Annotated in this window: 25 protein-coding genes; 8 read left to right on the top strand and 17 right to left on the bottom strand. The window is 40.0% G+C overall.

Annotated elements, in window-relative coordinates; genetic code table 11:
• Nucleotides 1–155: 155 nt before the first annotated feature.
• From ACOQO5_RS19330 to rsmA, 4 genes are read right to left on the bottom strand one after another with little or no spacing between them, the layout of a single operon-like run.
• Nucleotides 156–761, bottom strand: coding sequence for a hypothetical protein (locus ACOQO5_RS19330; protein WP_420583332.1), 606 nt, complete (start codon nt 759–761; stop codon nt 156–158).
• On the bottom strand, nt 751–1,701 hold the full coding sequence (locus tag ACOQO5_RS19325) for an NAD(P)-dependent oxidoreductase (RefSeq protein ID WP_420583331.1): 951 nt from the start codon (nt 1,699–1,701) through the stop codon (nt 751–753). The genes ACOQO5_RS19330 and ACOQO5_RS19325 overlap by 11 nt, the downstream gene beginning before the upstream one ends.
• A 4-nt stretch (nt 1,702–1,705) precedes the next feature.
• Nucleotides 1,706–3,070 (bottom strand): magnesium transporter, encoded by a 1,365-nt coding sequence (gene mgtE, locus ACOQO5_RS19320; protein WP_420583330.1) that lies wholly within the window; start codon nt 3,068–3,070, stop codon nt 1,706–1,708.
• Nucleotides 3,063–3,845: a 16S rRNA (adenine(1518)-N(6)/adenine(1519)-N(6))-dimethyltransferase RsmA gene (gene rsmA, locus ACOQO5_RS19315; protein ID WP_420583329.1), complete on the bottom strand. Its 783-nt coding sequence runs from the start codon at nt 3,843–3,845 to the stop codon at nt 3,063–3,065. Before rsmA ends, mgtE begins: the two co-directional genes overlap by 8 nt.
• 208 nt (nt 3,846–4,053) lie before the next feature.
• Between rsmA and pdxA the strand changes: the two genes are divergently transcribed.
• The 7 genes from pdxA (at nt 4,054) to ACOQO5_RS19280 (ending at nt 10,487) form a co-directional block, all read left to right on the top strand.
• Nucleotides 4,054–5,085 carry a 4-hydroxythreonine-4-phosphate dehydrogenase PdxA gene (gene pdxA, locus ACOQO5_RS19310; protein ID WP_420583328.1) on the top strand — a complete coding sequence of 344 codons (1,032 nt, stop codon included), beginning with the start codon at nt 4,054–4,056 and terminating at the stop codon, nt 5,083–5,085.
• The gene (locus tag ACOQO5_RS19305) at nt 5,086–5,691 is read left to right on the top strand and encodes a 4'-phosphopantetheinyl transferase family protein (RefSeq protein WP_420583327.1); all 606 of its coding nucleotides are present in this window, start codon (nt 5,086–5,088) and stop codon (nt 5,689–5,691) included.
• A 66-nt stretch (nt 5,692–5,757) separates the two neighbouring features.
• A complete protein-coding gene (locus ACOQO5_RS19300) occupies nt 5,758–6,342 on the top strand; it encodes a thioredoxin-like domain-containing protein (RefSeq protein ID WP_420583326.1) in 585 nt (194 codons plus the stop codon).
• Between the two features lie 195 nt (nt 6,343–6,537).
• Nucleotides 6,538–8,520 carry an amidohydrolase family protein gene (locus ACOQO5_RS19295; RefSeq protein ID WP_420583325.1) on the top strand — a complete coding sequence of 661 codons (1,983 nt, stop codon included), beginning with the start codon at nt 6,538–6,540 and terminating at the stop codon, nt 8,518–8,520.
• 5 nt (nt 8,521–8,525) lie between these two features.
• Nucleotides 8,526–9,437, top strand: coding sequence for a hypothetical protein (locus ACOQO5_RS19290; protein ID WP_420583324.1), 912 nt, complete (start codon nt 8,526–8,528; stop codon nt 9,435–9,437).
• 127 nt (nt 9,438–9,564) lie between these two features.
• Nucleotides 9,565–10,116, top strand: a complete 552-nt coding sequence (locus ACOQO5_RS19285) for an inorganic diphosphatase (protein WP_420583323.1) — start codon at nt 9,565–9,567, stop codon at nt 10,114–10,116.
• 14 nt (nt 10,117–10,130) lie between these two features.
• Complete coding sequence (locus tag ACOQO5_RS19280) at nt 10,131–10,487, top strand: hypothetical protein (RefSeq protein WP_420583322.1); 357 nt, start codon at nt 10,131–10,133, stop codon at nt 10,485–10,487.
• A 3-nt stretch (nt 10,488–10,490) separates the two neighbouring features.
• Here the strand turns inward: ACOQO5_RS19280 and ACOQO5_RS19275 are convergent, their stop codons facing one another.
• Nucleotides 10,491–11,363 carry an alpha/beta hydrolase family protein gene (locus tag ACOQO5_RS19275; RefSeq protein ID WP_420583321.1) on the bottom strand — a complete coding sequence of 291 codons (873 nt, stop codon included), beginning with the start codon at nt 11,361–11,363 and terminating at the stop codon, nt 10,491–10,493.
• A gap of 424 nt (nt 11,364–11,787) precedes the next feature.
• Here ACOQO5_RS19275 and ACOQO5_RS19270 point away from each other — a divergent pair, with 424 nt between their 5' ends.
• Nucleotides 11,788–12,087, top strand: coding sequence for a hypothetical protein (locus tag ACOQO5_RS19270; protein WP_420583320.1), 300 nt, complete (start codon nt 11,788–11,790; stop codon nt 12,085–12,087).
• Between the two features lie 98 nt (nt 12,088–12,185).
• Here ACOQO5_RS19270 and ACOQO5_RS19265 read toward each other — a convergent pair whose 3' ends face one another.
• From ACOQO5_RS19265 to ACOQO5_RS19210, 12 genes are all read right to left on the bottom strand, one after another.
• Nucleotides 12,186–13,382: a hypothetical protein gene (locus ACOQO5_RS19265; RefSeq protein WP_420583319.1), complete on the bottom strand. Its 1,197-nt coding sequence runs from the start codon at nt 13,380–13,382 to the stop codon at nt 12,186–12,188.
• A 25-nt stretch (nt 13,383–13,407) separates the two neighbouring features.
• On the bottom strand, nt 13,408–13,815 hold the full coding sequence (locus ACOQO5_RS19260; RefSeq protein ID WP_420583318.1) for a ubiquinol-cytochrome c reductase iron-sulfur subunit: 408 nt from the start codon (nt 13,813–13,815) through the stop codon (nt 13,408–13,410).
• Between the two features lies 1 nt (nt 13,816).
• The gene (locus ACOQO5_RS19255) at nt 13,817–15,031 is read right to left on the bottom strand and encodes a di-heme oxidoredictase family protein (RefSeq protein ID WP_420583317.1); all 1,215 of its coding nucleotides are present in this window, start codon (nt 15,029–15,031) and stop codon (nt 13,817–13,819) included.
• Between the two features lie 137 nt (nt 15,032–15,168).
• Complete coding sequence (locus tag ACOQO5_RS19250) at nt 15,169–16,254, bottom strand: DUF4097 family beta strand repeat-containing protein (RefSeq protein WP_420583316.1); 1,086 nt, start codon at nt 16,252–16,254, stop codon at nt 15,169–15,171.
• Between the two features lie 70 nt (nt 16,255–16,324).
• Nucleotides 16,325–16,678, bottom strand: coding sequence for a dihydroneopterin aldolase (gene folB, locus ACOQO5_RS19245; RefSeq protein ID WP_420583315.1), 354 nt, complete (start codon nt 16,676–16,678; stop codon nt 16,325–16,327).
• Between the two features lie 3 nt (nt 16,679–16,681).
• Nucleotides 16,682–17,533: a DivIVA domain-containing protein gene (locus ACOQO5_RS19240; RefSeq protein WP_420583314.1), complete on the bottom strand. Its 852-nt coding sequence runs from the start codon at nt 17,531–17,533 to the stop codon at nt 16,682–16,684.
• Nucleotides 17,534–17,720: 187 nt separating this feature from the next.
• Nucleotides 17,721–18,620, bottom strand: coding sequence for a WD40 repeat domain-containing protein (locus ACOQO5_RS19235; protein ID WP_420583313.1), 900 nt, complete (start codon nt 18,618–18,620; stop codon nt 17,721–17,723).
• A 9-nt stretch (nt 18,621–18,629) separates the two neighbouring features.
• Entirely contained in the window at nt 18,630–19,028 is a 399-nt protein-coding gene (locus ACOQO5_RS19230; protein ID WP_420583312.1) for an HIT family protein, read from the bottom strand.
• 2 nt (nt 19,029–19,030) lie between these two features.
• Nucleotides 19,031–19,507, bottom strand: a complete 477-nt coding sequence (gene greA / locus ACOQO5_RS19225) for a transcription elongation factor GreA (RefSeq protein ID WP_420583437.1) — start codon at nt 19,505–19,507, stop codon at nt 19,031–19,033.
• Nucleotides 19,508–19,640: 133 nt separating this feature from the next.
• Nucleotides 19,641–21,908: an aconitate hydratase gene (locus ACOQO5_RS19220; protein ID WP_420583311.1), complete on the bottom strand. Its 2,268-nt coding sequence runs from the start codon at nt 21,906–21,908 to the stop codon at nt 19,641–19,643.
• A 345-nt stretch (nt 21,909–22,253) separates the two neighbouring features.
• Entirely contained in the window at nt 22,254–25,055 is a 2,802-nt protein-coding gene (locus tag ACOQO5_RS19215; RefSeq protein WP_420583310.1) for a bifunctional aconitate hydratase 2/2-methylisocitrate dehydratase, read from the bottom strand.
• Between the two features lie 160 nt (nt 25,056–25,215).
• Nucleotides 25,216–25,605: a CBS domain-containing protein gene (locus tag ACOQO5_RS19210; protein WP_420583309.1), complete on the bottom strand. Its 390-nt coding sequence runs from the start codon at nt 25,603–25,605 to the stop codon at nt 25,216–25,218.
• Nucleotides 25,606–25,685: the final 80 nt, after the last annotated feature.

Genomic DNA, 25,685 nt, shown 5'->3' with positions numbered 1-25,685 from the left:
AGAGTCGAGTGCAGCGGGTTCTACCAGCACCGGAAAATCTTCGCTTTCCCTCACGTAGCTAAAAAAAGGCAGTGACCAAAATCAAAGATTTTCCTAATTTGTAACCGAAACAATATACGACAAGCACCACAGAGGATAGTTTGACCGTTACCCACCTACTCCACCAAAACGCTATCTGGTAATAGTTCTTGATATTGTGGGCCGTAGGTTTTGATAAATTCCAGATAAGCATCCGACAGGATTTGACTCCAGTTTTCGAAGGTTCGGAGTTGGCCGTAGTTGGAGTCGATGATGGCTTTCGCATTTTCTGATTTTTTGAATTCTACCGTATTCATGTGCTGCATGTATTCGATGCCATTTTTCTGATACATCTCCTGAAATGCATATAGGCTGGAGAGTTCCAATAAAATGTCTTGATCAAAATCCTTGATAGCACCTGTGGAATTAGCCACATTCCAGGCGGCATTGCTTAATAATGGGATATTAAATCCCAAGGAATATTTCATTGGTTTATCTTGATCATAAGAGTCCTTATATACCTTCACTTCTTCCAAGCGTTCTTGATAGGTCAATTGCTCTTCGGCTACATCTTTTTGGTTGGTGTAGATTTCCATGAAAATATTCACCAAAGCCCTTTCCGCCAGTTTTTGATCATTGTTGGCTTCCCGCCAATGATTCAAGCCTAAGGCCAAAAGCACTGCAAATACTACGGACACAAACTCCATCAGGAGTTTACCTATCCATCCTTTTTTATTTTCCATCGGTCAGGTTTAGATGTTTGATTTTATCTACCAATACTTCGTTGATCTTTTGGTAAGACTCGAACGACCAACCACCCACATGTGGGGAAAAGAGCATCCGATCGTCTTTGATCAACTGATTAATTATTTTGGCTTGTGCATCGGTCAAAAAATGAAGTTTTTCATTCTCCAATACATCCAGTGCAGCCATGCGTACCGTTCCATCTTTCATGGCAGCAAGCAAATCTTTTAATGGCACCACCTCTCCCCTCGAAGCATTGATGAATACAATCGGTTTTTTGAATTTTTTGAAATAGGCGAGATTGACCATTTTTTTGGTTTCCTCAGTCAGTGGCACATGCAAACTGAAAATGTCAGCCTGCTCAAAAACATCCTCCATAGCCACTTGCTCGGCATAGAGGTCGCCATAGTTTTCCTTGTATTTGTCATACGCGATCACCCGACATCCAAATCCACTCAACTTCTCTGCTACGGCACTACCCATGTGTCCATAGCCCAGAAGACCTACAGTCTTTCCGCTGATTTCAAAACCACGATTACCTTCTCTGTCCCACACTTTGTTTCGCACATCCATATCGCCATGTCGAAGATTGTTGGATAATGACAACAACATGCCCACTACATGCTCCCCCAGTGCATCGCGATTGCCCTCCGGCGCATTAAGCAGTTCAATATTTCTTGAGGCCAAATAGTCCACATCGCACTGATCTACACCAGCCCCTGCACGTGCGATAAACTTCAGTTCTTTTTGACCTTCGAGCAATTCTTGGTCGATTGTGGTCTTACTTCTGACTACAAACCCTACAAACTGATCTTTGCGATTGATAATTTGCTCCCTGGTAATATTGGGCTCATAATTTGGCTCAAAGCCGGCTTTTTTCAACAATGTAGAAATGCTCTTGTGCATTTCGTCGATGATTAAAATGCGATGATTGGTCATGGAATTAGAAACCGTATAGAAAATGTGCTACTAGAAAATAAACTGTCAAACCCAGTAAATCGTTGGCTGTGGTAATGAATGGTCCAGAGGCCATAGCAGGATTAATACCTACCCGATCCAATATCAACGGCGTAATGGTACCCATAAAAGAAGCCAGCAACACCACACTAAAAAGAGCAATGGCCACAGTGCCCGCCATGGCTTGATCTGACGTAGAGAATATCACAATGCCGAAAACAATCAAAGCGAGAATGATGCCGTTGACTACTGCTACAAATAGTACCTTGATCATTTTTTTGAAAAGGGAATCCTCGAAGGCATTGTAACTGGCTAAGCCCTGCACTACTATAGATGAGGACTGAATCCCTACATTTCCCCCAGTCGCAGTGATAAGCGGGATGAAAAATGCCATGGCTGGAATGAGCGCAATATCTTTCTCGAACAGGCTGATAAATTTAGCACCCAACAATCCGCCCACCAATCCAATCACCAACCAAGGCAAGCGGGCTTTTGATAGTATCCAAACACTGTCGTCCTCCTCCACATCACCCGAGATACCGGTCATCATCTGACGGTCTTCTTCGGCCTGCTCAGTAATGACGTCCATCGCATCGTCAATCGTGATACGACCGACCAGTTTGCCTTTCACATTCACTACAGGCAAAGCTTCCAAATCGTACTTCTGCATGGTGAGCGCAACCTCTTCTTCGTCGGCATGTGTACCCACCGAAACAATATCTTCTTCGTAAATATCAGCCACCAAAGCATCGGGCTCAGACAGGATAATTTTCTTTAGAGAAACTCGACCGAGTAACTTACCTTCGTTGTCTACCACATAGACCGAGTAGATTTTCTCTACATTTTCAGCCTGTTTTCTAATTTCTTCGATACATTGTTGGATGGTCCAATTCAGATTGGCACAGATCATCTCCTTGGCCATCAAGCCCCCTGCCACATCTTCCTCGTAGCGTAGCAGGTCAAGGATGTATCCGGCTTTTTCATCGTTTTCAACAGAGGCGATTACTTCTTCGCGCTTCTCTATCGGCAACTCATTGATGACGTCCACTCCATCATCTGAGTCCATCTGATCCACAAAACCCGCGAGTTCGTCTGCGGTGAAATTTTCGAGAAATAAAGATTGACGATCCTCTTCAAGATTCACAATGATCTCTGCTCCTACTTCTACATCCAAAAGGTCGATCACGAACTTCGTCTGTTCGGCGTCGAGTTCTCGAATAACTTCTGAAATATCTGCGGGATTTACACCATCAAGTGTAGAAGTGACAAAGCCCTCCTCTTTAGCATCCACCGCTTCGGTAAAACGCTCGAGATATTCCTTCGACAGTTCAAACTCCATGTGCTCAGTCATGACCTTCAATCAGTTTAGTCAATTCGATAAAATCTGCTACAGAAAGTTGTTCGGCGCGCTTGTTTAGCACATCCATTTGCTGTGCAGATTCGGGCAAATTTAGCCCTTTCAATGCGTTTCGCAAGGTTTTGCGTCGCTTTCCAAAACCTTCCTTGACTACTCGTTTGAATAGTGCCTCATCACAGTCTAGTTGCTCTACATTATTGCGAACCAGGCGTATCACACCTGAGTTTACCTTGGGTGGTGGATTAAAAACATTGGGTGGAACGGTAAACAGATATTCTATATCATAATAAGCCTGAAGCAAAACACTAAGAATACCATAAGTCTTATTTCCTTCTTTGGAAACAATGCGATCTGCCACTTCCTTTTGGATCATGCCGACGACATAATTGACCTGATTTCTATTTTCTAAAACCTTAAAGAATATCTGGGAAGAAATGTTGTATGGGAAATTGCCAATAATACTCAACGGTTGGTCTTTGAATATTTTCTTAAAATCACTTTTAAGAAAATCTGCGTATTGGATATCTACCTTTTGTCCGATGTATCTATGCTTAAGATAATCGATTGATTCTGAATCCAAATCCATCAAAACCAATTGATCGATGTCTTTGTCTACCATCAGATCAGAAAGCACACCAGTACCGGGCCCCACCTCCAACACACAAGCAGGTTTAGCTACGTCAAATAATCCTTTCACAATATTATTCGCAATGTTTTGATCTTTGAGAAAGTGCTGACCTAAATGTTTTTTGGGTTTTACTCCAGCCATAGTTTATGCAATGATTAATCGAGAATCGACGCTAGTATTCGGTTTAATTTTCTAATTTAATTGATTGCAAGTATGGATCAAGAACACTAGGTGTATCTCAGGTATTCCATTTAAATTAGCAATCATTTATATATTCAATACATACCTAAATGTAGATGATCCATATACCAAATACGTGGTTGTGGATCATTAAATTTTGACATTAGACATGGACAAAGAATCTAAAAGCCATAAACAAAAACCATTAATTGGAATCACAATGGGTGACATCAACGGCATTGGACCGGAAGTGATCATTAAGGCATTGGAAAACAGTAAAATCACCCAACACCTTACACCCATTATATATGGCTCGGCAAAAATACTTTCGTTTTATAGAAAGCAACTCGACCGTAACAATTTTAATTTTTCACCTATCAACAATTTGTCAAAACCATACCATAGAAAGGTGAATGTACTCAACTGTTGGGAAGATGTGGTAGAAATAAACCCAGGCGAGGACAATGCCACTGGTGGAAAATATGCTTTCAAGGCGTTAGAAGCGGCCACCAATGATCTAAAAGAAGGAAAAATCGCAGCCTTGGTGACTGCGCCTATCAATAAACTCAACATCCAAAATGACAATTTTAAGTTTGCCGGACATACGGAATATCTCGCAGAAAAAGCCGGTTCGAAAGAAAGTCTGATGTTCATGGTATCCGACTCCATGCGAGTGGGTGTTTTGACTGGGCACATTCCACTCAAAGATGTAGCTGCAGCAGTCACTAAAGAAAGCATCATCAAAAAGCTCAAAATGATGAGTAAATCCCTCAAGCAAGACTTTGGTATTCAGAAACCAAAAATAGCCGTATTAGGACTCAATCCACATGCCGGCGAAGATGGTCTCTTGGGTAAAGAAGAAATTGAAATCATCCGTCCGGCCATTGAAGAGTTCAAATCAAAAGGGCAAATTGTGATGGGACCTTACCCTGCAGATGGTTTCTTCGGCTCTGGAGAACACCACAAATTTGATGCGGTACTAGCCATGTATCATGATCAAGGGTTGATACCTTTCAAAAGCCTTACTTTTTCGACTGGAGTCAATTTTACAGCAGGTCTACCTTTCGTTCGAACTTCTCCTGATCATGGAACTGCCTATGCTATCGCTGGGAAAGGTCAGGCAGATGAAGGTTCTATGCGTACGGCTATTTATGCGGCATTGGATATTGCCAATTCTAGAATGGAAAACTCGACTTCATAAATGCGAACACACTGGATAAAAATTAATCCAAATGGAACGAGTGTCGGATTAGCAGAAATAACATCTGAGCATGATGAAATTCTAAAACAAGACCATTCAGACTTAGATCATCTCCATCCAAAAAAAAGGCTAGAATTTTTGGCTTCCCGCCAATTGATGGCACAACTGTGTGAAGGTTTGTATATTCCTTACCAGGGAATTGAAAAAGATGAATTTGGCAAACCTCATTTGATAAACTCCTCTTATCAAATTTCTATTTCTCATAGTTACCCAATGGTTGCTTGTGCCATACACCCTTCCAAACCATGTGGCATTGATATTGAGTCTATTCGTCCTCAATTGCTAAAAATCAAACATAAGTTTCTTAATCCAAAAGAGCTCTCTTACTGCGGCGACGATTTGAAAAAATTATGCTTGCATTGGTCTAGTAAAGAAGCTTTGTACAAAGTTCATGGCAGAAAGAGCCTGATTTTCGCTGAGCAGCTCGCCATTCAACAGATTTCCCCAAATGAGATCCACGCCGAAATCATAACTGATCAAAACATCAAGAATTATATACTCAATTATGAGTATTTTTTAGAATATTTTCTGGTTTATAACGTTTAATTGATGCGCTTCTAAAGTAAGAATCAGTAAAATTTCTACCTTTAAAGTAGTTACCAAAAACCGAACATGAACCTAAAACTCACCTATACCATTGGGGCTATGTTAGTCTCCTCTCTTTGCTTTGCTCAAAACATAATTAGCAAGAACCTTCGCTTGTACAATGTAGTGACGGATAATGAAATCACAATGAATCAATTCGATTCTCATAGTGCCGTTGTCATGGTATTTACCAGTATTCGATGTCCTTATGCCAAGCTATACAAAGAGCGAGTAAGTGCATTATCGGCTCAGTATTCAGATCAAAATGTACGTTTCGTTTTTGTAAACCCACATGCCTCTCATCCTTCAAAAAAAGAAACTATTGCACATATGAAGCAGGAAGCCAATAGCCTAGACGACGACTTGCTATATTTTGCTGACAAAAACCATACGGTGCGGAAATCATTAAATGTAGAAAAAAGTCCTGAAGTAATTATACTTACTCCTACCACCAAAGGGTATCGGAAAGTATATCAGGGAGCGATAGATGATAGTCCACAGTCGGAGTCTTTAGTTCGCAACAATTATGTGCAGATGACATTGAATAATGTACTATCAAACAAAGAAATTTCGGTAGCCTATCAACAACCCGTCGGGTGTCGAATCAAATAGATTTCGCAGATCTGAACGCTTACATGTAAAAAAGTATGATAGCAAGCAGCAGTAGTAATAAGGGCTTTTTGGTTGGATAGCTTAAGAGCAGTACAACATAGTATACTCGTCTTCCTGCGATTGTCAAGTCCAAAAATGAAATGGACTGGTAATGGTAATAAATGGTTACATTTATGTCATCAACTTTCAAAACTCATGAAATACATCTTACTTGGATTGTTGATTTCTTTGCTTCTGTCATGCAATAAAAAAGAATCAACTTCAACATTTGAAACCCTTCAATACACACTTCTTTTTGGTGATAACAAAGCTGGATTCTTCACTAGCTCACAAACAAGTGATGATACATACCAGTTTGTTTATGAATATAACGATCGCGGAAGAGGACCACATTTAGAAGAATCCATAAGGCTCAATGAAGAAGGAGTCATCCAATCATTAGAAATTCAGGGTCACAATTATCTAAAAGATACAGTTACAGAAATATTCTCTCTAGGAAGTGAGAAAGCCAAATGGAAAAGCGCCTCAGAATCAGGTGAAGCAAAAAGTCAAAATGCATTTTACCTAGGCATCAACAGCACACCCGGCTGCTGGAATCTTTTAGTGAAGAAATTATTAGAATCAAAATCCATTGACCTATACCCGAGCGGAACAGCAAAGCTCTCATCTATCAATGAATACACCATAGGTGATACACTTAAGTTGAAGCTTGTAGAATTTGTAGGCATTGAATTTGAACCAAATTATGTATGGTTGGACTATGAAAATCGATTTTTCGCCTCGCCTTCTTCATGGCTCACAACTATTAAACAAGGCTATGAATCTATAGGACAGCACCTTTATGAAATTCAAACCAACAAACAGAAAGAGAATTACAGGAACCTAGCCACTGAACTAACAATAATTCCACAAGGAAAGCTGATTATTAAAAACGTGAATGTATTTGACTCTGAGAATGGCTCACTTCTCACAAACAAAACAGTAACTGTAAAGGGGAAATACATTGAAAGCATAACAGACCAAGCAAAAGCAGAAGAGAATTCACTCGTAATTGATGGAACGGGAAAAACACTACTTCCTGGATTGTTTGACATGCATGGTCATTTATCTCGTTCAGATGGTATATTAAACTTGGCTGGCGGGGTTACCTCGGTGAGAGATATGGCGAATTCTTTTGAACTTCCCACCATCAGAGATGAGTTTAATGCTAATACAGTTTTAGGTCCAAGAATATTAATAATGAGTGGTTTTATTGATCAGGCAGGCCCATACGCTGGTCCTGTAGGTAAAATTATAAATTCATTGTCGGAAGGGCTCGAGGCGATAGACTTCTATCATGATCGAGGTTACCAACAAATAAAACTGTATAGCTCCATTGACCCTTCTTGGGTAAAGCCAATGGCCAAGCGAGTACATGAATATGGCATGAGATTAAGCGGCCATATTCCTGCTTATATGATTGCAGAACAAGCAATCAATGATGGCTACGACGAAATTCAGCATGTAAATATGCTTGCCCTGAATTTTCTAGGAGATACTATCGACACCCGAACGCCCTTACGATTTTCTATGGTGGGCAAATATGCCCATAGCATTGATCTTGAAAGTGAAAATTTTCAATCCTTCCTTAGATTATTGAAGGAGAAAGATATAGTTATCGACCCGACAGTTTCAATTTTTGAAGGCATGCTCACTTCAAAACCTAGAGAACCAGACCCTAGTTTTGATACCATTTTGGATCGCTTACCTATTCAGGTTAAAAGAGGCTTTTATTCTGTGGGGTTACCAATGACAGCAGATGAAGCACCAGTTTTCCAACAATCCTATCTCCACCTTTTGAAAATTGTAAAAGCACTTTTTGATGCTGGAATTCGAATTGTCCCAGGCACTGATTCTATGGTGGGATTTGGCTTGCACGAAGAACTAGAAAATTATGCAAAAGCGGGAATACCAAATGCAGAAGTCTTAAAAATCGCTACGCTAAACTCAGCCAAGGTTGCTCAAGCCGACAATTTAGGAGTCATAAAAGAAGGCTATTTAGCAGATATGATTTTGATAGACGGAAATCCTCTTGAAGACATGAGCGACATCAGAAGAGTAGAAACGACCATAAAAGATGGCAAGGTCTATGACTGTAAAACGCTCTATGCAACCGTAGGAGTAGCTCATTTTAAATAAAAGTGATGAAGCATTTATTCACTGTTATACTACTAGCATCCTCCTGGTTGTCCTATGGACAAAAGTGGCCGATGCGCAATGACTCAAATTTTGATGCTTCAGTATCTGATCCTGCTTTTGTTCAAAATGAAGGTCCAAAGATTCTACTAGACGGTGGCCATCATAACTTTTTCATTAAAGAAGGATTTATCAAACCACTCGAACAGGTAGCAAAAGCAGACGGTTTTCAGCCAATTATTGACAGCGCAAAGTTTACGACTCCCTATCTCAAAAAATTTGATATTGTCATAATCATTACGGCATTGCCTTTTGATTTTACAACAAAGACATCTGTGACTAACGAGTCGACATTTACCAATAGCGAAATCAATCACCTTTATCAATGGGTGAATGATGGAGGCTCGTTGCTAGTGTTCAGTGAGCATGCTCCTTTTGATCAGGCTATTAATCCGTTACTACGTAAGTTTGGCCTAGAATCTTCCGTAGGCTATGTTATTGATTCGTTGAATTTTGACCCTAAAGGACATCCCGGTTGGATTAAATTTTCTAAAGATAATGGGCTTCTGAATCAAAATCATCCCATAACACAAGGTCGTAATGAAGAACTAAAAGTCACAAGAGTGATGACCTATGGTGGCAGTGCCTTGAGAGGGAAAGGTTACGACAATATCTTTCGGCTAGCAGCTTCGTCTCAAATAATCGAACACCACACCGGAGTTGGGCCAGAAGGGTCAGGAAACTCTCAATGTCTAGCGGCAAAAATCGGAAAAGGTAAAGTAGTTGCTTTTGGAGATTCCAATGGATTTACTGCTATGTTGTTTGATTCAGATAATGACGAAAGTTCCTGTGGGATGAGTGACAAAGACTATGAATGGAAAAAATTAGTTCGGAACGTGTTGTATTGGCTCAGTAATTAGGCCAATGATCCAAATGTCTAATTTCATTATCTCGTAGCTTACATATTTTACTTAGAACAATTACCCCAAAGCTTTAGTCTTTTTTGAGGGAGCTATTACCTTTGCGTTTTATTTCGAAACACACACTATGAAAATATTTCCAAGTAATCCCTGGCACAAAGTGGCCGTTGGCGCGGGCACGCCAGATGTGGTGAATGGTATCATTGAAATCCCACAAAACACAAGGGCAAAATACGAACTTGATAAAGACTCTGGTCTTTTGATGATGGACAGAGTCCTTTATTCTGCAATGTATTACCCTGCTAACTATGGCTTCATTCCTCAAACATACTGTGATGATGGTGATCCGCTGGATATTGTAGTGTTGTCTCAAATCGACATTGTACCGATGTGTATCGTTTCTGCCAAAGTGATAGGTGTAATGCGCATGCTCGACGGTGGCGAAGCAGATGATAAAATCATCGCGGTTGCGGAAAATGACATGAGTGTCAATCACATGAATGACATTGGCGATTTACCTCCTCACTTTACCAAGGAATTGAAAAACTTCTTTGAGGATTATAAAAAGCTAGAGCAAAAAACAGTAGAGGTAGAAGAATTTCAAGATGCCGCTACAGCTAAAGAGATTATTCTGCAGAGTATTGTTGACTATAAAGAATTAATGGCTCAAAATTCATAAAAAACAAACCAACCATGACCGAAATCCTATTCCCTACCCTGGCGGCGCTGATTGGCACCGCCTTTGGTGGGCTGATCACCTACTTCACCCAGCGTCAACAGCTCAAACATGATGTAGAACTCCTGAAGCAAACCTACAAGACAGACTTCATGGCTGAGGAGACTGCGAAACACTTTTTGAGTCATAAGACGTATACCGACCGATCATTCGATGTACTAAAGAAGCATCTGGGCGGATTTGATGATGACGAATTAAGAAAAATTCTAGTAAGGGCTGGTGCCATCCGTGAATTTAGAGAAGACGGATCCGAATGGTGGAGGCTATTGTCACGTATGGATGAATACATCGAAAGAAAGAAGAATGGCAAATAAATGCTATTCATTCTGAAGAGTCAACCAGTCATTAATTATTGGAAATAGTTCTTCAGGAAAATCTCTTGTGTTTGCATCCAACAAACTATGGTCGGCATTTTCAAAACTATAAATAGTGAAGTTTGATTTGTCCATGGCCATTACAATCTCCTCATCATACAATGTTGGGTGGCTGGTATCTTTTTCACCAAATATGAATAGTGTCTCTATTTTCATATCCGCTAATACTGGCTTTGGATCATACCCAATTGTTCCTTCGTATTGGTAAATTGACTGATTGGCTTCGGTTATCGACAAACCTTCGGCTATCAAACTTTCATAATAATTCTCTTCTCCAGTAGAAGCAGCTCCTCCGCTTACAAAAAGCATCATACTAATATCGGAAGCCATTTGCTCGTGGACGATGGTGCTCACCCAAGTACCCTGACTTGCTGCAAAAAGCCCAATTCTATCTGATTTCAAATCCATATGTTTCTTTAATAGCTTAACAATACTCTGCACATCTTCGGCTCTTGCTGTCAAAAAATCAAAGGGGTTTTCAATAGTTTCCAAAGGGTAACTCCCTGTAGATCCACCTAAGCCACGCTTATCATATATATAAAGTCCATAACCAAAGGAATTGAATATTGGAGCAAAAGGTGCTGTACTTTCCCTACTTTCATTACCCGACCCTTCTACTGCAATCAGCACAGGGAAAGGTCCATTCCCTTCGGGCAAAAAGAGCTGTCCCTCAATAGATGCGTTTTCGATTTGAGTAATAAATACACCTTCCCCTGAAATCACATCATCTCCTGAATCACAAGATGAAATTATTAATAGAAAAACCAACCATCGAAAAGTGCATTGGGACTTTTGTGACTTATATGTGCAATGCATATCAAATGAAATCAAGTCAATTTAAAATATAGTATACCTTAAAGACGACCCAAGCAGGCCTGACACGTAGCACAAACCAAATGATCTCATTATTTTATATCTACTTCAACCAAATAATGATATTTTTTTTACTGATACAGACCGGTAACTTAATCATCAATTTTCAGAACAAAAACTGAAATTAACCTTATGAACAGTTAAAATATTAACCACTATTTAATACAAATACATCAGTTAATTCTCTTTTATATCCAAAAACACCTCGAAGATAAATATCCCCATAAAACAGCCTTTAAATCAAATCAAAGCTATATCCGTATATTTACTGAGCACAAATTCACGAATATTATAGAGTTTCAATGAAGCTTGATTCGGATAACTTGCACATGTAATCAATTAAGATAAATCCAAAAATAACTGAACGATGAAAAAGCTATTATTTACCCTCGGCGCAGTATTTTTTATTTGCACAGTAAGCCAGGCACAAAGTAAAAATGATTTGAAAGGACCCAAAGCCAAAAATTATAAAGTTTGGCAAGACGACAGTCCATCGGCCACTGTATTCACCTCCGCGGATCAAGCCACATTGAAAGGCCCCGAAGCCAAAAACAAAAAAGTATGGGCAGATACGACAGCTGATGAAAATAAAGTAGTCATCAAAAGAGATACTAGAAGAAAAGGCTTAAAAGGGCCAGCGGCTAAGAACTTTAAGCCTTGGAAATAATATTTATGTGATCAACAGATCACTAAAAAGATCAATTTTCTTCAAATTTTTAAGACTTGCTCCATTACCACATTAGGTAAAAGAGCGAGTCTTTTTTCTTAGAAATAACTAGCAAACCCAAACTGAACCCCTGCGGTTTTAGATACCGGGTTACCCAAAAAGTCCCTCTCCCAGTGTCTTCTATAGTTTAGTCTCAACAATGTGTTACTTGAAAATCTTAAGCTCAAGCCCGGGACTATTGCAAAAATCTCATCGTAAATTTTAGTCCCTGTTGACTTAAAAACATCTTGATTATAGTCCACATATTCCAGGCGATTAATCAAATTCAGTGTCACACCTTTCCATCCCAACATATCCTTTTTAAGAATTGGGTAAATCAAATCTAAATGAGTTCCTAATTGCTTATTCCCAAATTGCTGACCGTAATCCTCAGGCACGTCAATAGTAGCCCAGGCAGTTTCACTGATCAATTGTAATTTTGAAAACTGAAGATTAAAATCTATTGCAAATAGACTGACACGACGCTTGTCATCCACCGGCTCACCTTCTATTTCAAATTCATTGTAGATACCAGTATATCCTGAAACTCCAAATTCACCCAAATGAGATACATTAAACGCCAGTCTAGACGAAAAGGCTGGTACACCGTTATTGTCTCTTGCAAACATTTCTTCAGACTTTCCTGCATCTAGAAAAGTACGATTCTGTTCGTTGGCAATGATGCCATTACTTAGTCCATTGGTCAAATACAACTCATAAGTAAATTTATGCTTGCCCACTGGGATCTTACCATAGAATCCCATGCCTACCTCAGATAAAGTAGACGGAATTACATCTGTAGAAACTAAGGGTCGTTCGACAAATTCCCATTTCGGACTGTCATGATTCTGATTGAAATATCCGATCGGTGGCAGTAAAATACCCATTCGAAAAACTAAGGCTGGATGAATTTCAAAATCCAATAATGCTGTTTCCAATGCAATTTCTTCGGTACCGTGTTCAAATTCGAGTTCAGAAATAAACTTTATTCTCTCGTGAACCGAGGCAAAAAGAAAAATATTGAATCTTCTAAGCTCCATACTAAATCCGTCAGATATTCCATCTGTAGAGAAATAATTGGTATTTCCTTCTACATATCCACCAATCGAGGCAGAAGAAGCGCCACCTTGAGCCTCATAGATAAATGGCCTGTTAAAGATCGCTTCCAAATTGGTATAAGTAGAATCTGTATCTTGTGAAAATGCCGGAACTATTGACCAGGCTGATAAAATGAAAAGTGCTAGATAGTTTTTCATGATTTTTATAAATCACATCACCTGATTAGGTAATGAAAATAAAGTCTTCGTTTGTAGTTACTTTGAATTTCTTGAGGTCTTCTTCTGCCGGCCCTGTAATTACTTTGCCGGTGTTTGTAAATTCACTTCCATGACACGGGCAGTGCAATTCTTGACCAAATGGCGCTACTTCACACTCTTTGTGCGTGCACAACATGAGAACAGCTGAAAAACTAGCTCCATTTTTCATCAGATAAATGGGTGCAGGCAATCTATCGTCTTTGATAACTACAGCTGATCGTTCATCAAATTCAGACTTAGCTACTTTTATACTTTTGTCCACCACAGCATACTGTGCATAATATACCTTGGCACAGGATGTAAGGAGGGTGCCACCAGCTATTGCTCCCAGGCACACAGCACCTGTCTTCTGAATAAATTTTCTCCTCTCCATCTTACAAGGATTCTAAAAATTGTATGACAAAAGCCCGGTCTTCTTCAGAGAGGCTCATATAATTTGAAACTGACTGAGTCGCCTCGCCACCATGCATAGTGATAGCATCATTAATGCTTCGGGCCCTTCCGTCATGTAATAAGAAGTACTCTCCTCCTTGCGCATCTTTTGACAGGCCAAGTCCCCAAAGCGCCGGTGTTTTCCACTCAGAAGTGGTGGCAGTCCCTTCGGTGTATCCATCATCCAAACCTGGTCCCATATCATGCATCAGTAAGTCGGTATAAGGATGAAAAGTCTGATTAGCTAAAGCTTGAACCGCATGGTCGCCCGTATGAAATGTAGGCATGTGACAAGCAGTACAGCCAATTTGCTCAAACAACTCTTCTCCTGCTATCACTGATGGATCATCTTCACCTCTCCTTAAAGGAGGCTTTAGTGTACTGAGGTAAAAAACAACCTCATTCACCGTACTAGCAGAAACTTCAGGATCATCTACACTGCCGATGGTGATATCAGAATCATTGTAATTGATCGGGTCTTCTAAATCAAAATCAGAGGTCACCCCCATATCCTGTTTATAAGCTCCTACTGTCTGCATTTTCAAATCTATGGCGCCTGCTTTTTTGCCAAATCGTCCGATATATGAATTTCCGTTGGCAATATGAAAAGCTCTGGGTTCAAAAAAGTCTGGCGCCTCAATATAATTGGGAACACCAGATATGCCATCACCATCCAGATCATTGGGATCAGCATTTGCTAAAATATCTGCATCAGATACAGCTTCCAGAAGTCCCAGTCCAGTAACAGCTGGCGCCAGAAAAGTAGTGACCCCTGTAGCTTCCGCTGGTATAACTTCCGCATTGAAACCTGGAATGGCTCTGATTTGAAGCTGAGGACCTCCTTGATTTAGCATGTGATCAAAACTTCCATTGGTAAATTTCCCAAATCGCGTCAAAGCAGAAGAAGGATGTCCTTTGCCATCACCTGGATGACAGGTGATACAAGAAGAGGTTACGAAATATGGCCCTAAACCTGTTTCAGGAGTAAACACTTCGGAAAATTTCTCATCTCCAGCCAAAAACACCCTCAGCTGAGCTGCTGACAAGCCTTCTATTGGACCATCGAGCACCTCATTGTCAGCAGGGGCACTAGGCATAATCTCCTGACAACTCTGCACGGCTCCCATTAGAAGGAGTAAGAAGTATATTCTCTTCATTTTTATTGTTCTAATAATATTTTAAAGCAAAGCTAGTTTATTTTTTAGATAAGCCTAAATTATTTATTAGAAAAATCATGACACAAAAAAACCTCTTGGAATGCAAGAGGCTTCGTTTAAATCTCATTCATCACAAATTAATCGTAGTACAAACTAACATCACCCCCAGAGGCGTGTAAGCTCACTAAGGAACCTCCGCCATTAACTCGACCTTCTACCAAATGATCCTTAGAAGTTCCAGAGAAATTATCGAGTGTGGTCCGTATATCTTCGGCTCGAAGGAGCAAATCAAATCCCTTATTGCCAGGAATAGTAACAGCTATACTTCCATCAGAGGTACGAAGCTCTAAATCACCATTCAACTCAAGCATATTGCCTTTAATCTGTCCATCGGAAGTCCTGGCTTTCATTGTACCTGAAAGATCACGAAATGAAATATCACCATCAGACGTATTCAATATCATGACACCGTTAGCTCGCCCAATTCGTAAGTCACCATCACTACTGGTGAGTTCCATATTTCCATCGATACCTACAGCCGTGATATCTCCATCGCTAGTCACTAAATCTGCATTCCCATTAATATTCTCCAATTCAACATCACCATCTGAGGTTCTGCCATCCACATCTCCATTTATATTTTTTAATTCTATATCTCCGTCGCTTGTAATCGACTCTAAACCTCCTACAATTTGATTCATATAAATATCGCCATCTGAAGTCCTTGCATATATGTCTCCTTTTACTCTAGATACATCTATATCGCCGTCACTTGTTTGCATCTCTTGAGCAGCGGTCAGTCCTTTCATTTTCACATCTCCATCAGAGGTTCGTAAGTCACATGAAGTTTTGAATGGAGTATATATATCAAATGAAACATTAAGCCTGTTTCTCCAATCTTTCATTCGATATTGGTACCGTTGTTTAACTGATATGGACAAATAGTTATTACCAGAAGAAATGTCAATGATAAATTCCTCCGCCAATTCTTCTTTTGAGATCCTCAACACCTCATTATTGCGTTCAACAATGTAGAAGACTTCTATTTCGTTTTTATCCGATGGATAAACGGACACATCACCATCAGCTGTATTGATTGATAATTTAGGTGCATCTGATACTGCATAGACTTCATTGTAAGAATACTCATTCTTTTGAGTATATCCATTCCATGAAATGAACAGGCAACTTATTATTAAAGAAGTGAATAGTGAGTTTTTCATGACTTTAGTTTTATAGTAAATAACAAAACAAAGACATGGCACTTTCACAGAAGTTGCATGAAAATGAAAATTATCTGGTTTGAGTAATAGAAACAGAAGCTTTTTTGCAAACTCCTTTTATTGGAGGGTTATGTTTGCTTACTGATGCTGTGACTTGCTGAACAGCATCAAACTGCTTGAGCAGCTCTCTACACATAGAAGAAGCCAATGTTTCCAGCAATTTAGTTGAAACAGACATGATGGTGGATACGGTCAGGTAAATCTCCTCGTAGTTGATGGTTTGATCGAGATCATCGTCTGTATACGCTGTATTTTCTACCAATACCTCTATATCAACAGTGTATTTATTACCTACTTTTCTCTCCTCTTCATAATACCCGTGATGGGCGAAGAAGTCTAATTCTTCCAGCCTTATTGTAGTCATTGATTAATCTTCCAATTCGTCAAAAAATGACAATCCACCTTCCACAACTGGTGCTTTCTGCACTTTTGGTTTAGCTACCTGTGGTGTAGGCGCTGTCCTTGAAATAGGGTTTTCTTCAGAAATGTAATTTTTCTTGACCGTAGATTGATCATTTGCCTCTGGTTTGGCTTCCTCCAAATTGTCTTCCTTGGTTGGCTCTTTTTTGATCTTCTCCATTTTCACTTCTTCAAGTTTGATGGATTCAATTTTTGAAACGCTTTCATCAGAGTGGTTGCTTACTCTTTCAGATGTTTCACGAAGCAATTGCTTCACTTTCTTCACGTGTGTTTCAATACCAGACTCTTGATATTTGACTTTCTCTACCTTGCTCATGACATCACCAGAAAGCATTTTGAGTTGGGAAATGATATTGTCCCTTTGGTTTTCTATGATGCGATAGTTTTCCTCCAATTCTTTCACTTCACCTGTCATTTCTTCCATGACATCCCGTGCTTCCATTTCAGCCTTTTCAATGATTGCTCTAGCTTTATTCTTAGCTTCGTTAATCATCGCATCTGCATTGATTTGAGCTTCTTTAAGGTGTAGAGCAGCTGTTTTGTTGGCCTGATCCACGACACTGGCTCCAGTATCTTCAGCTGTTTTCAGTGTTTTGAATAAAGTAGTTTCTACTTCTCTGAGTTTCTGAACTTCTTGTTCAAGTTTATCTCTTTGCTGCTTGAGATCTTTGTTTTCGTCTAGAAAACGCTCCCATTCGTGCGAAAGGGATAATAAAAATGCCGTAACCTCGTCCTTGTCTAGTCCTCTAAATGACTTTTCGAACGTTTTTTGCCTAATTTCTAATGGAGTAATCTTCATCTGTCTATAGATCTTTTAAACACCAAAGGGATCAATTATGATTCAATCACCTCATCCGATAGATGTTTGGTTCAAGCTATTTCGATCAGTAGTTTTCTATACCTATCAATCTTAATATACTTATATTAATACGTACAAACTGGTAGTTTAATTACTAATTGGGCGGCTTATAATGCAATTATAAACATTATTTCTTAATATCTATACGCCAAACGCCTATAGAACGGTCATCACTACAAGAGATTAAAAGGTCTTCGTATTCCATCCAGAGCAATTTATTCACCGAAGTTAAATGCCCTTTATGTCGCGCTTTATCAATCACTTTGATCAATTTACGCTGCTGATAGTCCCAGATTTTAATCGTTTTGTCCATGCTGGCACTGGCCAAATAAGCTCCATCTACTCTCTCTACGATATCATTAATCGCGTACATATGCGCATTGATAGACTCGTCCAAATCCAAAGAATTGGAATCTGAAAATTTGAGCCTTGCATCTCGACTACCACTGATGATGAATTGATCCTTTTCTATTAATGCAAAAACTGAATTGTCGTGAACATGAACTTCATGCTTTAATTCAAAACTTGGCAGTTCAAATTTTCGAATAAATCCATCGCTCGACCCTACCAAACAATGGTTATCATTAGTGATTAGTATCTCGCGAAGGTTCTGATCACAAACCTCGACCTCTTTCAATACTTTGAGTTTTGGTAAGTCGATCACTACAAGTTTTCCATCGCCTGTGCCTACGATCAACAAATCCCCAATGACTTGCATATCAAAAATAGCGGCTTTGGTAAACTGTAAAGAACCTAGTTCCTTATTGGATAAGACATCAATCAGATGAATGCCTTCATAGTTTTGAGCAACAATTAGTAAGTGTCTTTCAGGAACTAAACGAATGGAATATACAGAGGCAGGCACCTTCGCAATCAATCGGCCACTCTCCGTTTTATTCAAATCCCACTCAACGATATGACCATCACCTCCTGCGGAATAAAAGAGATGTGGCTCTACTCCTTTTTCAAGTGTGTACACCGCATCAGAATGTCCAGTGTAGGTAATTGTTTTTTCAATCTGGACCATGGGGTCTAATTAGGCCTGTATGGCTGACTTTATTTTGCGGGCAGTAGCAGCCAATTCTTCCTGTGTTGGTTTCAATTTGGGGCGCGCAAAATTGGCGTCCTCCATATTATTCATCGGAATCAGGTGTACGTGTGCATGTGGCACTTCCAGTCCCAAAACTGAAACAGCGATTCGTTCACATGGAATCGCTGCCTGAATACCTAAAGCAACTTTTTTGGCAAAGAGGTGTAAGCCAGCTAAAGTCTCATCGTCCAAGTCATAGATATAATCAATATCCACTTTAGGAATGGCTAAGCAATGACCCTCCATCAATGGATTGATGTCAAGAAACGCCAGATAATTGTCATCTTCAGCTACAATATGTGCTGGTATTTCCCTTTTGATTATTTTACTAAATATGCTTGGCATGATTATGCAAGTCCGATTTCTAAAATTTCAAACTCGATTTTACCGGCTGGCGCATCTATGATAGCTACTTCTCCAACTTTCTTTCCTAACAACCCTTTACCAAAAGGTGATTTTACAGAAATTTTTGCGGCTTTCAAATCAGCTTCTTCTTCGGCAACGAGTGTGTATTTCACTTCCATACCGTTTTTCTTGTTTTTGATTTTTACCGTCGAAAGAATAGATGCTTTAGACGTATCAATTTGCGATTCATCAATTACTCTCGCATTTCCTACTACCACCTCCAACTTTGCAATTTTCAATTCTAGTAAGCCTTGCGCATCTTTTGCGGCGTCATATTCAGCATTTTCACTTAAATCGCCTTTATCCCTTGCTTCAGCAATTTGCTTTGCAATATCCGTTCTGCCATGTGTTTGAAGATGGTTCAGTTCGTCTTTTAATTTCTGAAGTCCTTCTTTTGTATAATATGATACACTCATGATGTTTGGTTTATAATAAAAAAGAACGGTCTCATTGCTGAAACCGTTGCTTGTTATTTTCTTAAATGTCTGCGCAAATCTACGAAGAAATAACGAATTACCCTTTCGTTTAGTTGCCAGAATTCAACGTTTGAACTTATCCTTTATTTTGCTCTTTTATCAAATTCAGAGCAGATCCCGCTTTAAACCATTCGATTTGGCTATCATTATATGTATGATTGGTAACAATTGAATCTTCTGACCCATCCGCATGCTTAGCTACGATAGTAAGTGGCTTTCCAGAGGCAAAATGTTCCAAATCAACAAAGTCAAATGTATCATCTTCTAAAACTTTATCATAGTCAGACTCATTAGCAAAAGTTAATCCTAACATTCCCTGTTTTTTCAAGTTAGTTTCATGAATTCTCGCAAACGACTTCACCAATACTGCGATCACGCCTAAATGACGAGGCTGCATGGCTGCATGCTCTCTTGATGATCCTTCTCCATAATTATGATCTCCTACTACGATCGTTGGAATTCCTGCTGCTTTGTAGCCTCTCTGAGTCTCAGGCACGGGACCATACTCGCCTGTCAATTGACTTTTTACTTTGTCCGTTTCACCATTGAATGCATTCACCGCACCGATCAAAGTATTATTCGCAATATTGTCCAAATGACCTCTAAACCTCAACCATGGACCGGCCATAGAGATGTGGTCAGTAGTACATTTGCCTTGAGCTTTGATTAGTAATTTTGCTCCCGTGATGTTCTTCCCATCCCATGGCGCAAACCCTGCTAGCAATTGAAGTCTTTTAGAATCTTCCGCCACAGACACCTGAACAGATGAACCATCTTTGGCCGGAGCCTGATAACCAGGGTCTTCTACATCAAAACCTTTGGAAGGCAATTCATCTCCTTTAGGCGGGTTCAACTTCACTTGTTCACCCGATTCACTGGTCAAGGTATCAGTTATCGGATTGAACCCTAAATCACCGGATATTGCCAATGCAGCCACCATTTCTGGAGATGTGACAAAGGCATGGGTGTTTGGATTTCCATCTGCTCGTTTAGCAAAATTTCTATTGAAGGAATGGACGATTGTATTCTTTTCTTGCTTATCCGCTCCAGCTCTAGCCCATTGTCCGATACATGGTCCACAGGCATTGGTAAACACCTTCGTACCTAGTTTCTCAAAAGTTTCGATGATTCCATCCCTTTCGATGGTATACCTTACCTGCTCAGAACCAGGGTTAATACCGAATTCAGCTTTAGGCTTGATGCCATGCGCCACAGCTTGCTCTACAATCGAAGCTGCTCTGGTCATATCTTCATAGGATGAATTGGTACAAGATCCAATCAAACCCCATTCAATTTTAGTAGGCCAATCATTCGCTTTTGCCTTTTCTCCCATTTCAGCAATTGGTGTGGCCAAATCTGGCGTAAAAGGACCGTTTACGTGTGGAGACAAAGTTGATAGATCAATTTCTATGACCTGATCAAAGTATTGCTCAGGGTTGGCGTACACTTCATCATCACCTGTTAAGTGTTCTTTGATTCCATTGGCAAGGTCAGCAACTTCAGCCCGACCTGTGGCCCTCAAATATCTTTCCATGGATTCGTCATACCCGAAAGTAGAAGTAGTCGCTCCTATTTCTGCTCCCATATTACAAATGGTACCTTTACCTGTACAAGAAAGGCTTTTGGCTCCATCTCCAAAATATTCTACTATTGCTCCAGTTCCTCCTTTTACTGTCAGGATTCCTGCTACTTTCAAGATCACATCTTTGGCTGAGGTCCAGCCGTTCATTTTGCCAGTCAGCTTCACGCCAATCAATTTTGGAAACTTTAATTCCCAAGGCATACCCGCCATTACATCTACTGCATCGGCTCCACCAACGCCTACAGCTACCATTCCCAAACCTCCGGCATTTACCGTATGGGAATCTGTGCCTATCATCATACCACCAGGAAAGGCATAATTTTCGAGCACTACTTGGTGAATAATTCCTGCCCCAGGCTTCCAAAACCCAATACCATATTTATTAGAAACTGATTCCAGAAAGTTAAAAACTTCATTTGAGGTGTTAATCGCGTTTTGTAAATCTGCTGCCGCACCAATCTTTGCCTGGATCAAGTGATCACAATGAACCGTGGTAGGTACAGCTACCTTTTCCTTGCCGGCCTGCATAAATTGAAGCAGTGCCATTTGTGCTGTAGCATCCTGACAAGCAATTCTATCCGGTTCGAAATCCACATAAGACTCCCCTCTTTGATAAGGTTTTGATGGGTCTCCTTCGGTCAAATGCGAGTAGAGTATTTTTTCTGATAGGGTTAATGGTTTTCCCGTTGCTTTTCTTGCTGCCTCTACTCTATTTGGAAATTTAGCGTAGACGCTTTTTATCATGTCGATATCAAATGCCATAAATATAATTTTAATTATTCCTAATTAGTCTTCTAATTTAACTAATAAACGGGGATTATGTCACTAGCGTTAGTGATTAGACATCAATAAAATTGATAACAAAAAAGCCCTAGTCTATGATTTCTCGTCTTTGTTGGTCTTTTGACTAACAGCCTACAAAAGTTGTGGCCAAACGATTTCCTAATTCCATGCTAGACGAACCTAATGAATAATAGTTCATGCAATCAACAAGCTGTAGTAGATTCGTTGGTCACAAGACTAACGAAAGCAGCGGAAGATTTTTCGTGAAAACAAAAAAAGCCCAAGCCTATGACCTGGGCTTTCCTTATTGCTAGAAATATTTTGCTATTTCACAAGTAGCTTTCCAGAAGGCTTAAACTTGGTCAAGTCTATACCCTCTACAGCTGCCTCGTACTCATCCAATTTAGGTGTACGTCCAAGGAGTGTAGACATCACCACGACTGGTGTTGAAGAAAGCAAAGATTCTCCTTTTTTCTCATTAGAATCTTTCACCACTCTACCTTGGAACAATCTTGTAGAGGTTGCCATTACGGTATCACCTGGTTCTGCTTTTTCCTGATTACCCATACATAGGTTACATCCTGGACGCTCGAGGTACAGCATGTTCTCATACTTGGTACGTGCTTCGCCCTTAGGCGCCTCATCATTGAATTCGAAGCCCGAGTATTTCTGTAAGACTTCCCAGTCACCTTCTGCTTTCAATTCATCCACGATATTGTATGTAGGAGGTGCAACGACTAAAGGTGCGTTGAATTCAACTTTCCCTTTTTGTGACTCAATGTTTTTCAACATTTGCGCCAAAATTTTCATGTCACCTTTGTGTACCATGCAAGATCCAATGAACCCAAGATCTACTTTTTTATCTCCTCCATAATAAGACAATGGACGGATAGTATCGTGTGTATATCGTTTAGACACATCTGCGTTGTTCACATCTGGATCGGCAATCATTGGTTCAGCAATTTGATCCAAGTCAACTTCTACTTCGGCATAATATTTCGCTGAAGCATCAGGAGTTAATGCAGGTTTTTCACCTGATCTGATTTCAGCAATTCTAGCATTGGCTTTATCAATCAATCCTTGGAGCACCTGCTTCTCATTATCCATACCCTTATCGATCATAATCTGGATTCTGCCTTTGGCAATTTCCAACGATTCAATCAAAGTCTCATCTTCAGATATACAGATAGATGCTTTAGCTTTCATTTCTGCTGTCCAATCAGTAAATGTAAAGGCCTGATCGGCCGTCAATGTACCAATATGAACCTCTATCACTCTTCCCTGGAAGACATTTTCGCCGCTAAACTGCTTTAGCATTTGCTGCTGCGTTGCATGCACCACATCACGAAAATCCATGTAGCTCTTCATTTCTCCTTTGAAGGTCACTTTTACAGACTCAGGAATTGGCATGGTTGCCTCTCCTGTAGCCAAAGCCAAAGCCACAGTACCAGAATCAGCACCGAAAGCCACTCCCTTTGACATTCTCGTATGAGAATCACCACCAATAATGATCGCCCAATCGTCAATTGTAATATCATTTAACACTTTATGAATCACATCAGTCATGGCGTGATATCCTCCTTTCGGATCACGTGCCGTGATCAACCCGAAGTCATTCATAAACTGCATCAATTTAGGAATATTGGCTTGAGCTTTTTTGTCCCAAACTGAAGCTGTATGACACCCTGATTGGTAAGCGCCATCTACGATTGGTGAAATGACTGTGGCAGCCATGGCTTCCAATTCCTGAGATGTCATTAAACCAGTGGTATCTTGAGACCCTACAATATTTACTTCTACACGAACATCTGATCCGGCATGCAGAGTTTTACCTGGTGTAGTACCCACTGCATTTTTGTTGAAAATCTTTTCTACTGCTGTTAGCCCTTGTCCATCATTGGAGATTTCTTTGGAAGCGGCGAATACTGAAGGGGCCTCTATCCCTAAAGTCTTTGCAGCAAATGTTTGAAGTTTTTTACCAAAAACAACAGCGTAAGAACCCCCAGCTTTGATAAATTCTACTTTCTGAGGTGTCAGTGCTGCAGAAATATCTTTTACCACATCTCCGTTTTTGTAAAGCTTTTTTTCCTTGGTATTGATGGTCAATACCGTTCCTGTCTCTACCGAATAAGCTTGTTCCAATACAGGCTCTCCATCAGCATCAACTACAGTTTTACCATCAGCATCTTTTTTCTTCACCCAATTTTGAAGATCGATTCCAATACCACCAGTTACACCTACTGTCGTTAGGAAAATTGGAGAAATACCATTGGTGCCTGCTATAATCGGAGCAATGTTAATGAAAGGCACATAAGGACTGGCCTGGACACCTGTCCACAACGCAACATTATTTACACCAGACATTCTAGATGAACCTACGCCCATGGTTCCCTTTTCAGCGATCAACATCACTCGCTTATCTGGGTATTGTGCTTTAAGAGCGGAAAGCTCTTGTTGCATTTCTTTGTTGTGTTCGAAAATACACTGTCCATGTAGCTCGCGATCTGATCTCGAATGCGCATCTGCGCCTGGAGAAAGCAAATCCGTAGAGATATCTCCCGTACCAGCGATGAACGTCACAATGTCAATTTCTTCTTCTACTTCTGGAAGCTTCGTAAAAAACTCAGCCTTGGCATAGCTTTCCAATAAATCTTTTGCAATCGTATTTCCTTCATTGAAAGCAGCCTCCAATCGCGCCATATCAGCATCGTAAAGGAAAACCTGCGTCTTAAGGATATCCGCTCCTTTTTTAGCAATAGCCTCATTTTCACCAAGCGCTAAATCAAGCAATACGTCAATAGAAGGCCCACCCTTCATGTGTGATAACAACTCAAATGCAAAATCCGGCTTGATTTCCTCTACGATAGAATTACCAAGAATAATTTCTTTTAAGAACTTCGCCTTTACTCCAGCGGCGCTCGTTGTTCCTGGTAAAGTATTATAAATAAAGAATTTGACTGCATCGTCTCTGTGCTGGTTCCCTGAATCTTTGATGAGTGCTATTATTGCACTTGTTAGACCTGCACCATCAATCGGCTTAGGACTTAGCCCCTGCTCTTTTCTTTCTTCAATCTCCTTGATGTAATCGTTGTATTGCTTTTGAAGCATATCCGGATCATTTGCCATAATCGCTACTATTAAGTTGAAATTTTGTATTAAAAATTAATCGGTGGGTCAAATGCTAATTTTTAAGGTGGCAAAAGTATGGATTTTTACCTGCAATTCACACCCTGACCATTCAAAAATGCGGTATGACTTTGGGAATTATTACAAGGATTTAGGAAAGTTAGCCTACTTTATGCTGATAATATTTGAGTAAATCTGTAGAGGTCACAATACCAACCAATTTTGTCCCGTCTACCACTGGTAAAGCATGAAAATGATTCTTCAGAAATATATCAGTGGCCTCTTTGATTGTTCCTGAAATGTCAATCGTGATTGGTTTTTTCATCAGCGCTTTGACACTTACCTCCTCCAGCTCTTCAAACAATATCCGATCGCCTGAATCCAATACTTGACAAAACTGCTTCATCATGGCGACATCTGATTTGCTGACCATACCCAGTAAAGTATCTCCAGAAACCACAGGGACGTGACGGATTTTAATATTATCAAAGACATTAGCTACTTCCTTGAGGTTATCCTCCAGCGTCACGGTAATGAGGTCCGTGATCATAATATCTGACATTAGCATTGACATAAACTTATTGATTCGTTTATTCCAAACTTAATTTGATTATCCAAGCAATCAAAGTG

Source organism: Reichenbachiella sp. (assembly GCF_965223055.1).
GTDB lineage: Bacteria > Bacteroidota > Bacteroidia > Cytophagales > Cyclobacteriaceae > Reichenbachiella.
Note: the sequence above shows the minus strand (reverse complement) of the source record. Positions and strands in the feature narration are given on the sequence as shown.

Coding starts and splice junctions, on each gene's coding strand:
- ACOQO5_RS19255 (WP_420583317.1), bottom strand. CDS start 15,031: ATGAAGAGAATATACTTCTTACTCCTTCTAATGGGAGCCGTGCAGAGT.
- ACOQO5_RS19210 (WP_420583309.1), bottom strand. CDS start 25,605: ATGATCACGGACCTCATTACCGTGACGCTGGAGGATAACCTCAAGGAA.
- ACOQO5_RS19265 (WP_420583319.1), bottom strand. CDS start 13,382: ATGAAAAACTATCTAGCACTTTTCATTTTATCAGCCTGGTCAATAGTT.
- mgtE (WP_420583330.1), bottom strand. CDS start 3,070: ATGACTGAGCACATGGAGTTTGAACTGTCGAAGGAATATCTCGAGCGT.
- ACOQO5_RS19285 (WP_420583323.1), top strand. CDS start 9,565: ATGAAAATATTTCCAAGTAATCCCTGGCACAAAGTGGCCGTTGGCGCG.
- pdxA (WP_420583328.1), top strand. CDS start 4,054: ATGGACAAAGAATCTAAAAGCCATAAACAAAAACCATTAATTGGAATC.
- ACOQO5_RS19325 (WP_420583331.1), bottom strand. CDS start 1,701: ATGACCAATCATCGCATTTTAATCATCGACGAAATGCACAAGAGCATT.
- ACOQO5_RS19250 (WP_420583316.1), bottom strand. CDS start 16,254: ATGAAAAACTCACTATTCACTTCTTTAATAATAAGTTGCCTGTTCATT.
- ACOQO5_RS19330 (WP_420583332.1), bottom strand. CDS start 761: ATGGAAAATAAAAAAGGATGGATAGGTAAACTCCTGATGGAGTTTGTG.
- ACOQO5_RS19260 (WP_420583318.1), bottom strand. CDS start 13,815: ATGGAGAGGAGAAAATTTATTCAGAAGACAGGTGCTGTGTGCCTGGGA.
- ACOQO5_RS19270 (WP_420583320.1), top strand. CDS start 11,788: ATGAAAAAGCTATTATTTACCCTCGGCGCAGTATTTTTTATTTGCACA.
- ACOQO5_RS19240 (WP_420583314.1), bottom strand. CDS start 17,533: ATGAAGATTACTCCATTAGAAATTAGGCAAAAAACGTTCGAAAAGTCA.
- ACOQO5_RS19220 (WP_420583311.1), bottom strand. CDS start 21,908: ATGGCATTTGATATCGACATGATAAAAAGCGTCTACGCTAAATTTCCA.
- folB (WP_420583315.1), bottom strand. CDS start 16,678: ATGACTACAATAAGGCTGGAAGAATTAGACTTCTTCGCCCATCACGGG.
- ACOQO5_RS19280 (WP_420583322.1), top strand. CDS start 10,131: ATGACCGAAATCCTATTCCCTACCCTGGCGGCGCTGATTGGCACCGCC.
- ACOQO5_RS19290 (WP_420583324.1), top strand. CDS start 8,526: ATGAAGCATTTATTCACTGTTATACTACTAGCATCCTCCTGGTTGTCC.
- rsmA (WP_420583329.1), bottom strand. CDS start 3,845: ATGGCTGGAGTAAAACCCAAAAAACATTTAGGTCAGCACTTTCTCAAA.
- ACOQO5_RS19305 (WP_420583327.1), top strand. CDS start 5,086: ATGCGAACACACTGGATAAAAATTAATCCAAATGGAACGAGTGTCGGA.
- ACOQO5_RS19235 (WP_420583313.1), bottom strand. CDS start 18,620: ATGGTCCAGATTGAAAAAACAATTACCTACACTGGACATTCTGATGCG.
- ACOQO5_RS19230 (WP_420583312.1), bottom strand. CDS start 19,028: ATGCCAAGCATATTTAGTAAAATAATCAAAAGGGAAATACCAGCACAT.
- ACOQO5_RS19295 (WP_420583325.1), top strand. CDS start 6,538: ATGAAATACATCTTACTTGGATTGTTGATTTCTTTGCTTCTGTCATGC.
- ACOQO5_RS19275 (WP_420583321.1), bottom strand. CDS start 11,363: ATGCATTGCACATATAAGTCACAAAAGTCCCAATGCACTTTTCGATGG.
- ACOQO5_RS19215 (WP_420583310.1), bottom strand. CDS start 25,055: ATGGCAAATGATCCGGATATGCTTCAAAAGCAATACAACGATTACATC.
- ACOQO5_RS19300 (WP_420583326.1), top strand. CDS start 5,758: ATGAACCTAAAACTCACCTATACCATTGGGGCTATGTTAGTCTCCTCT.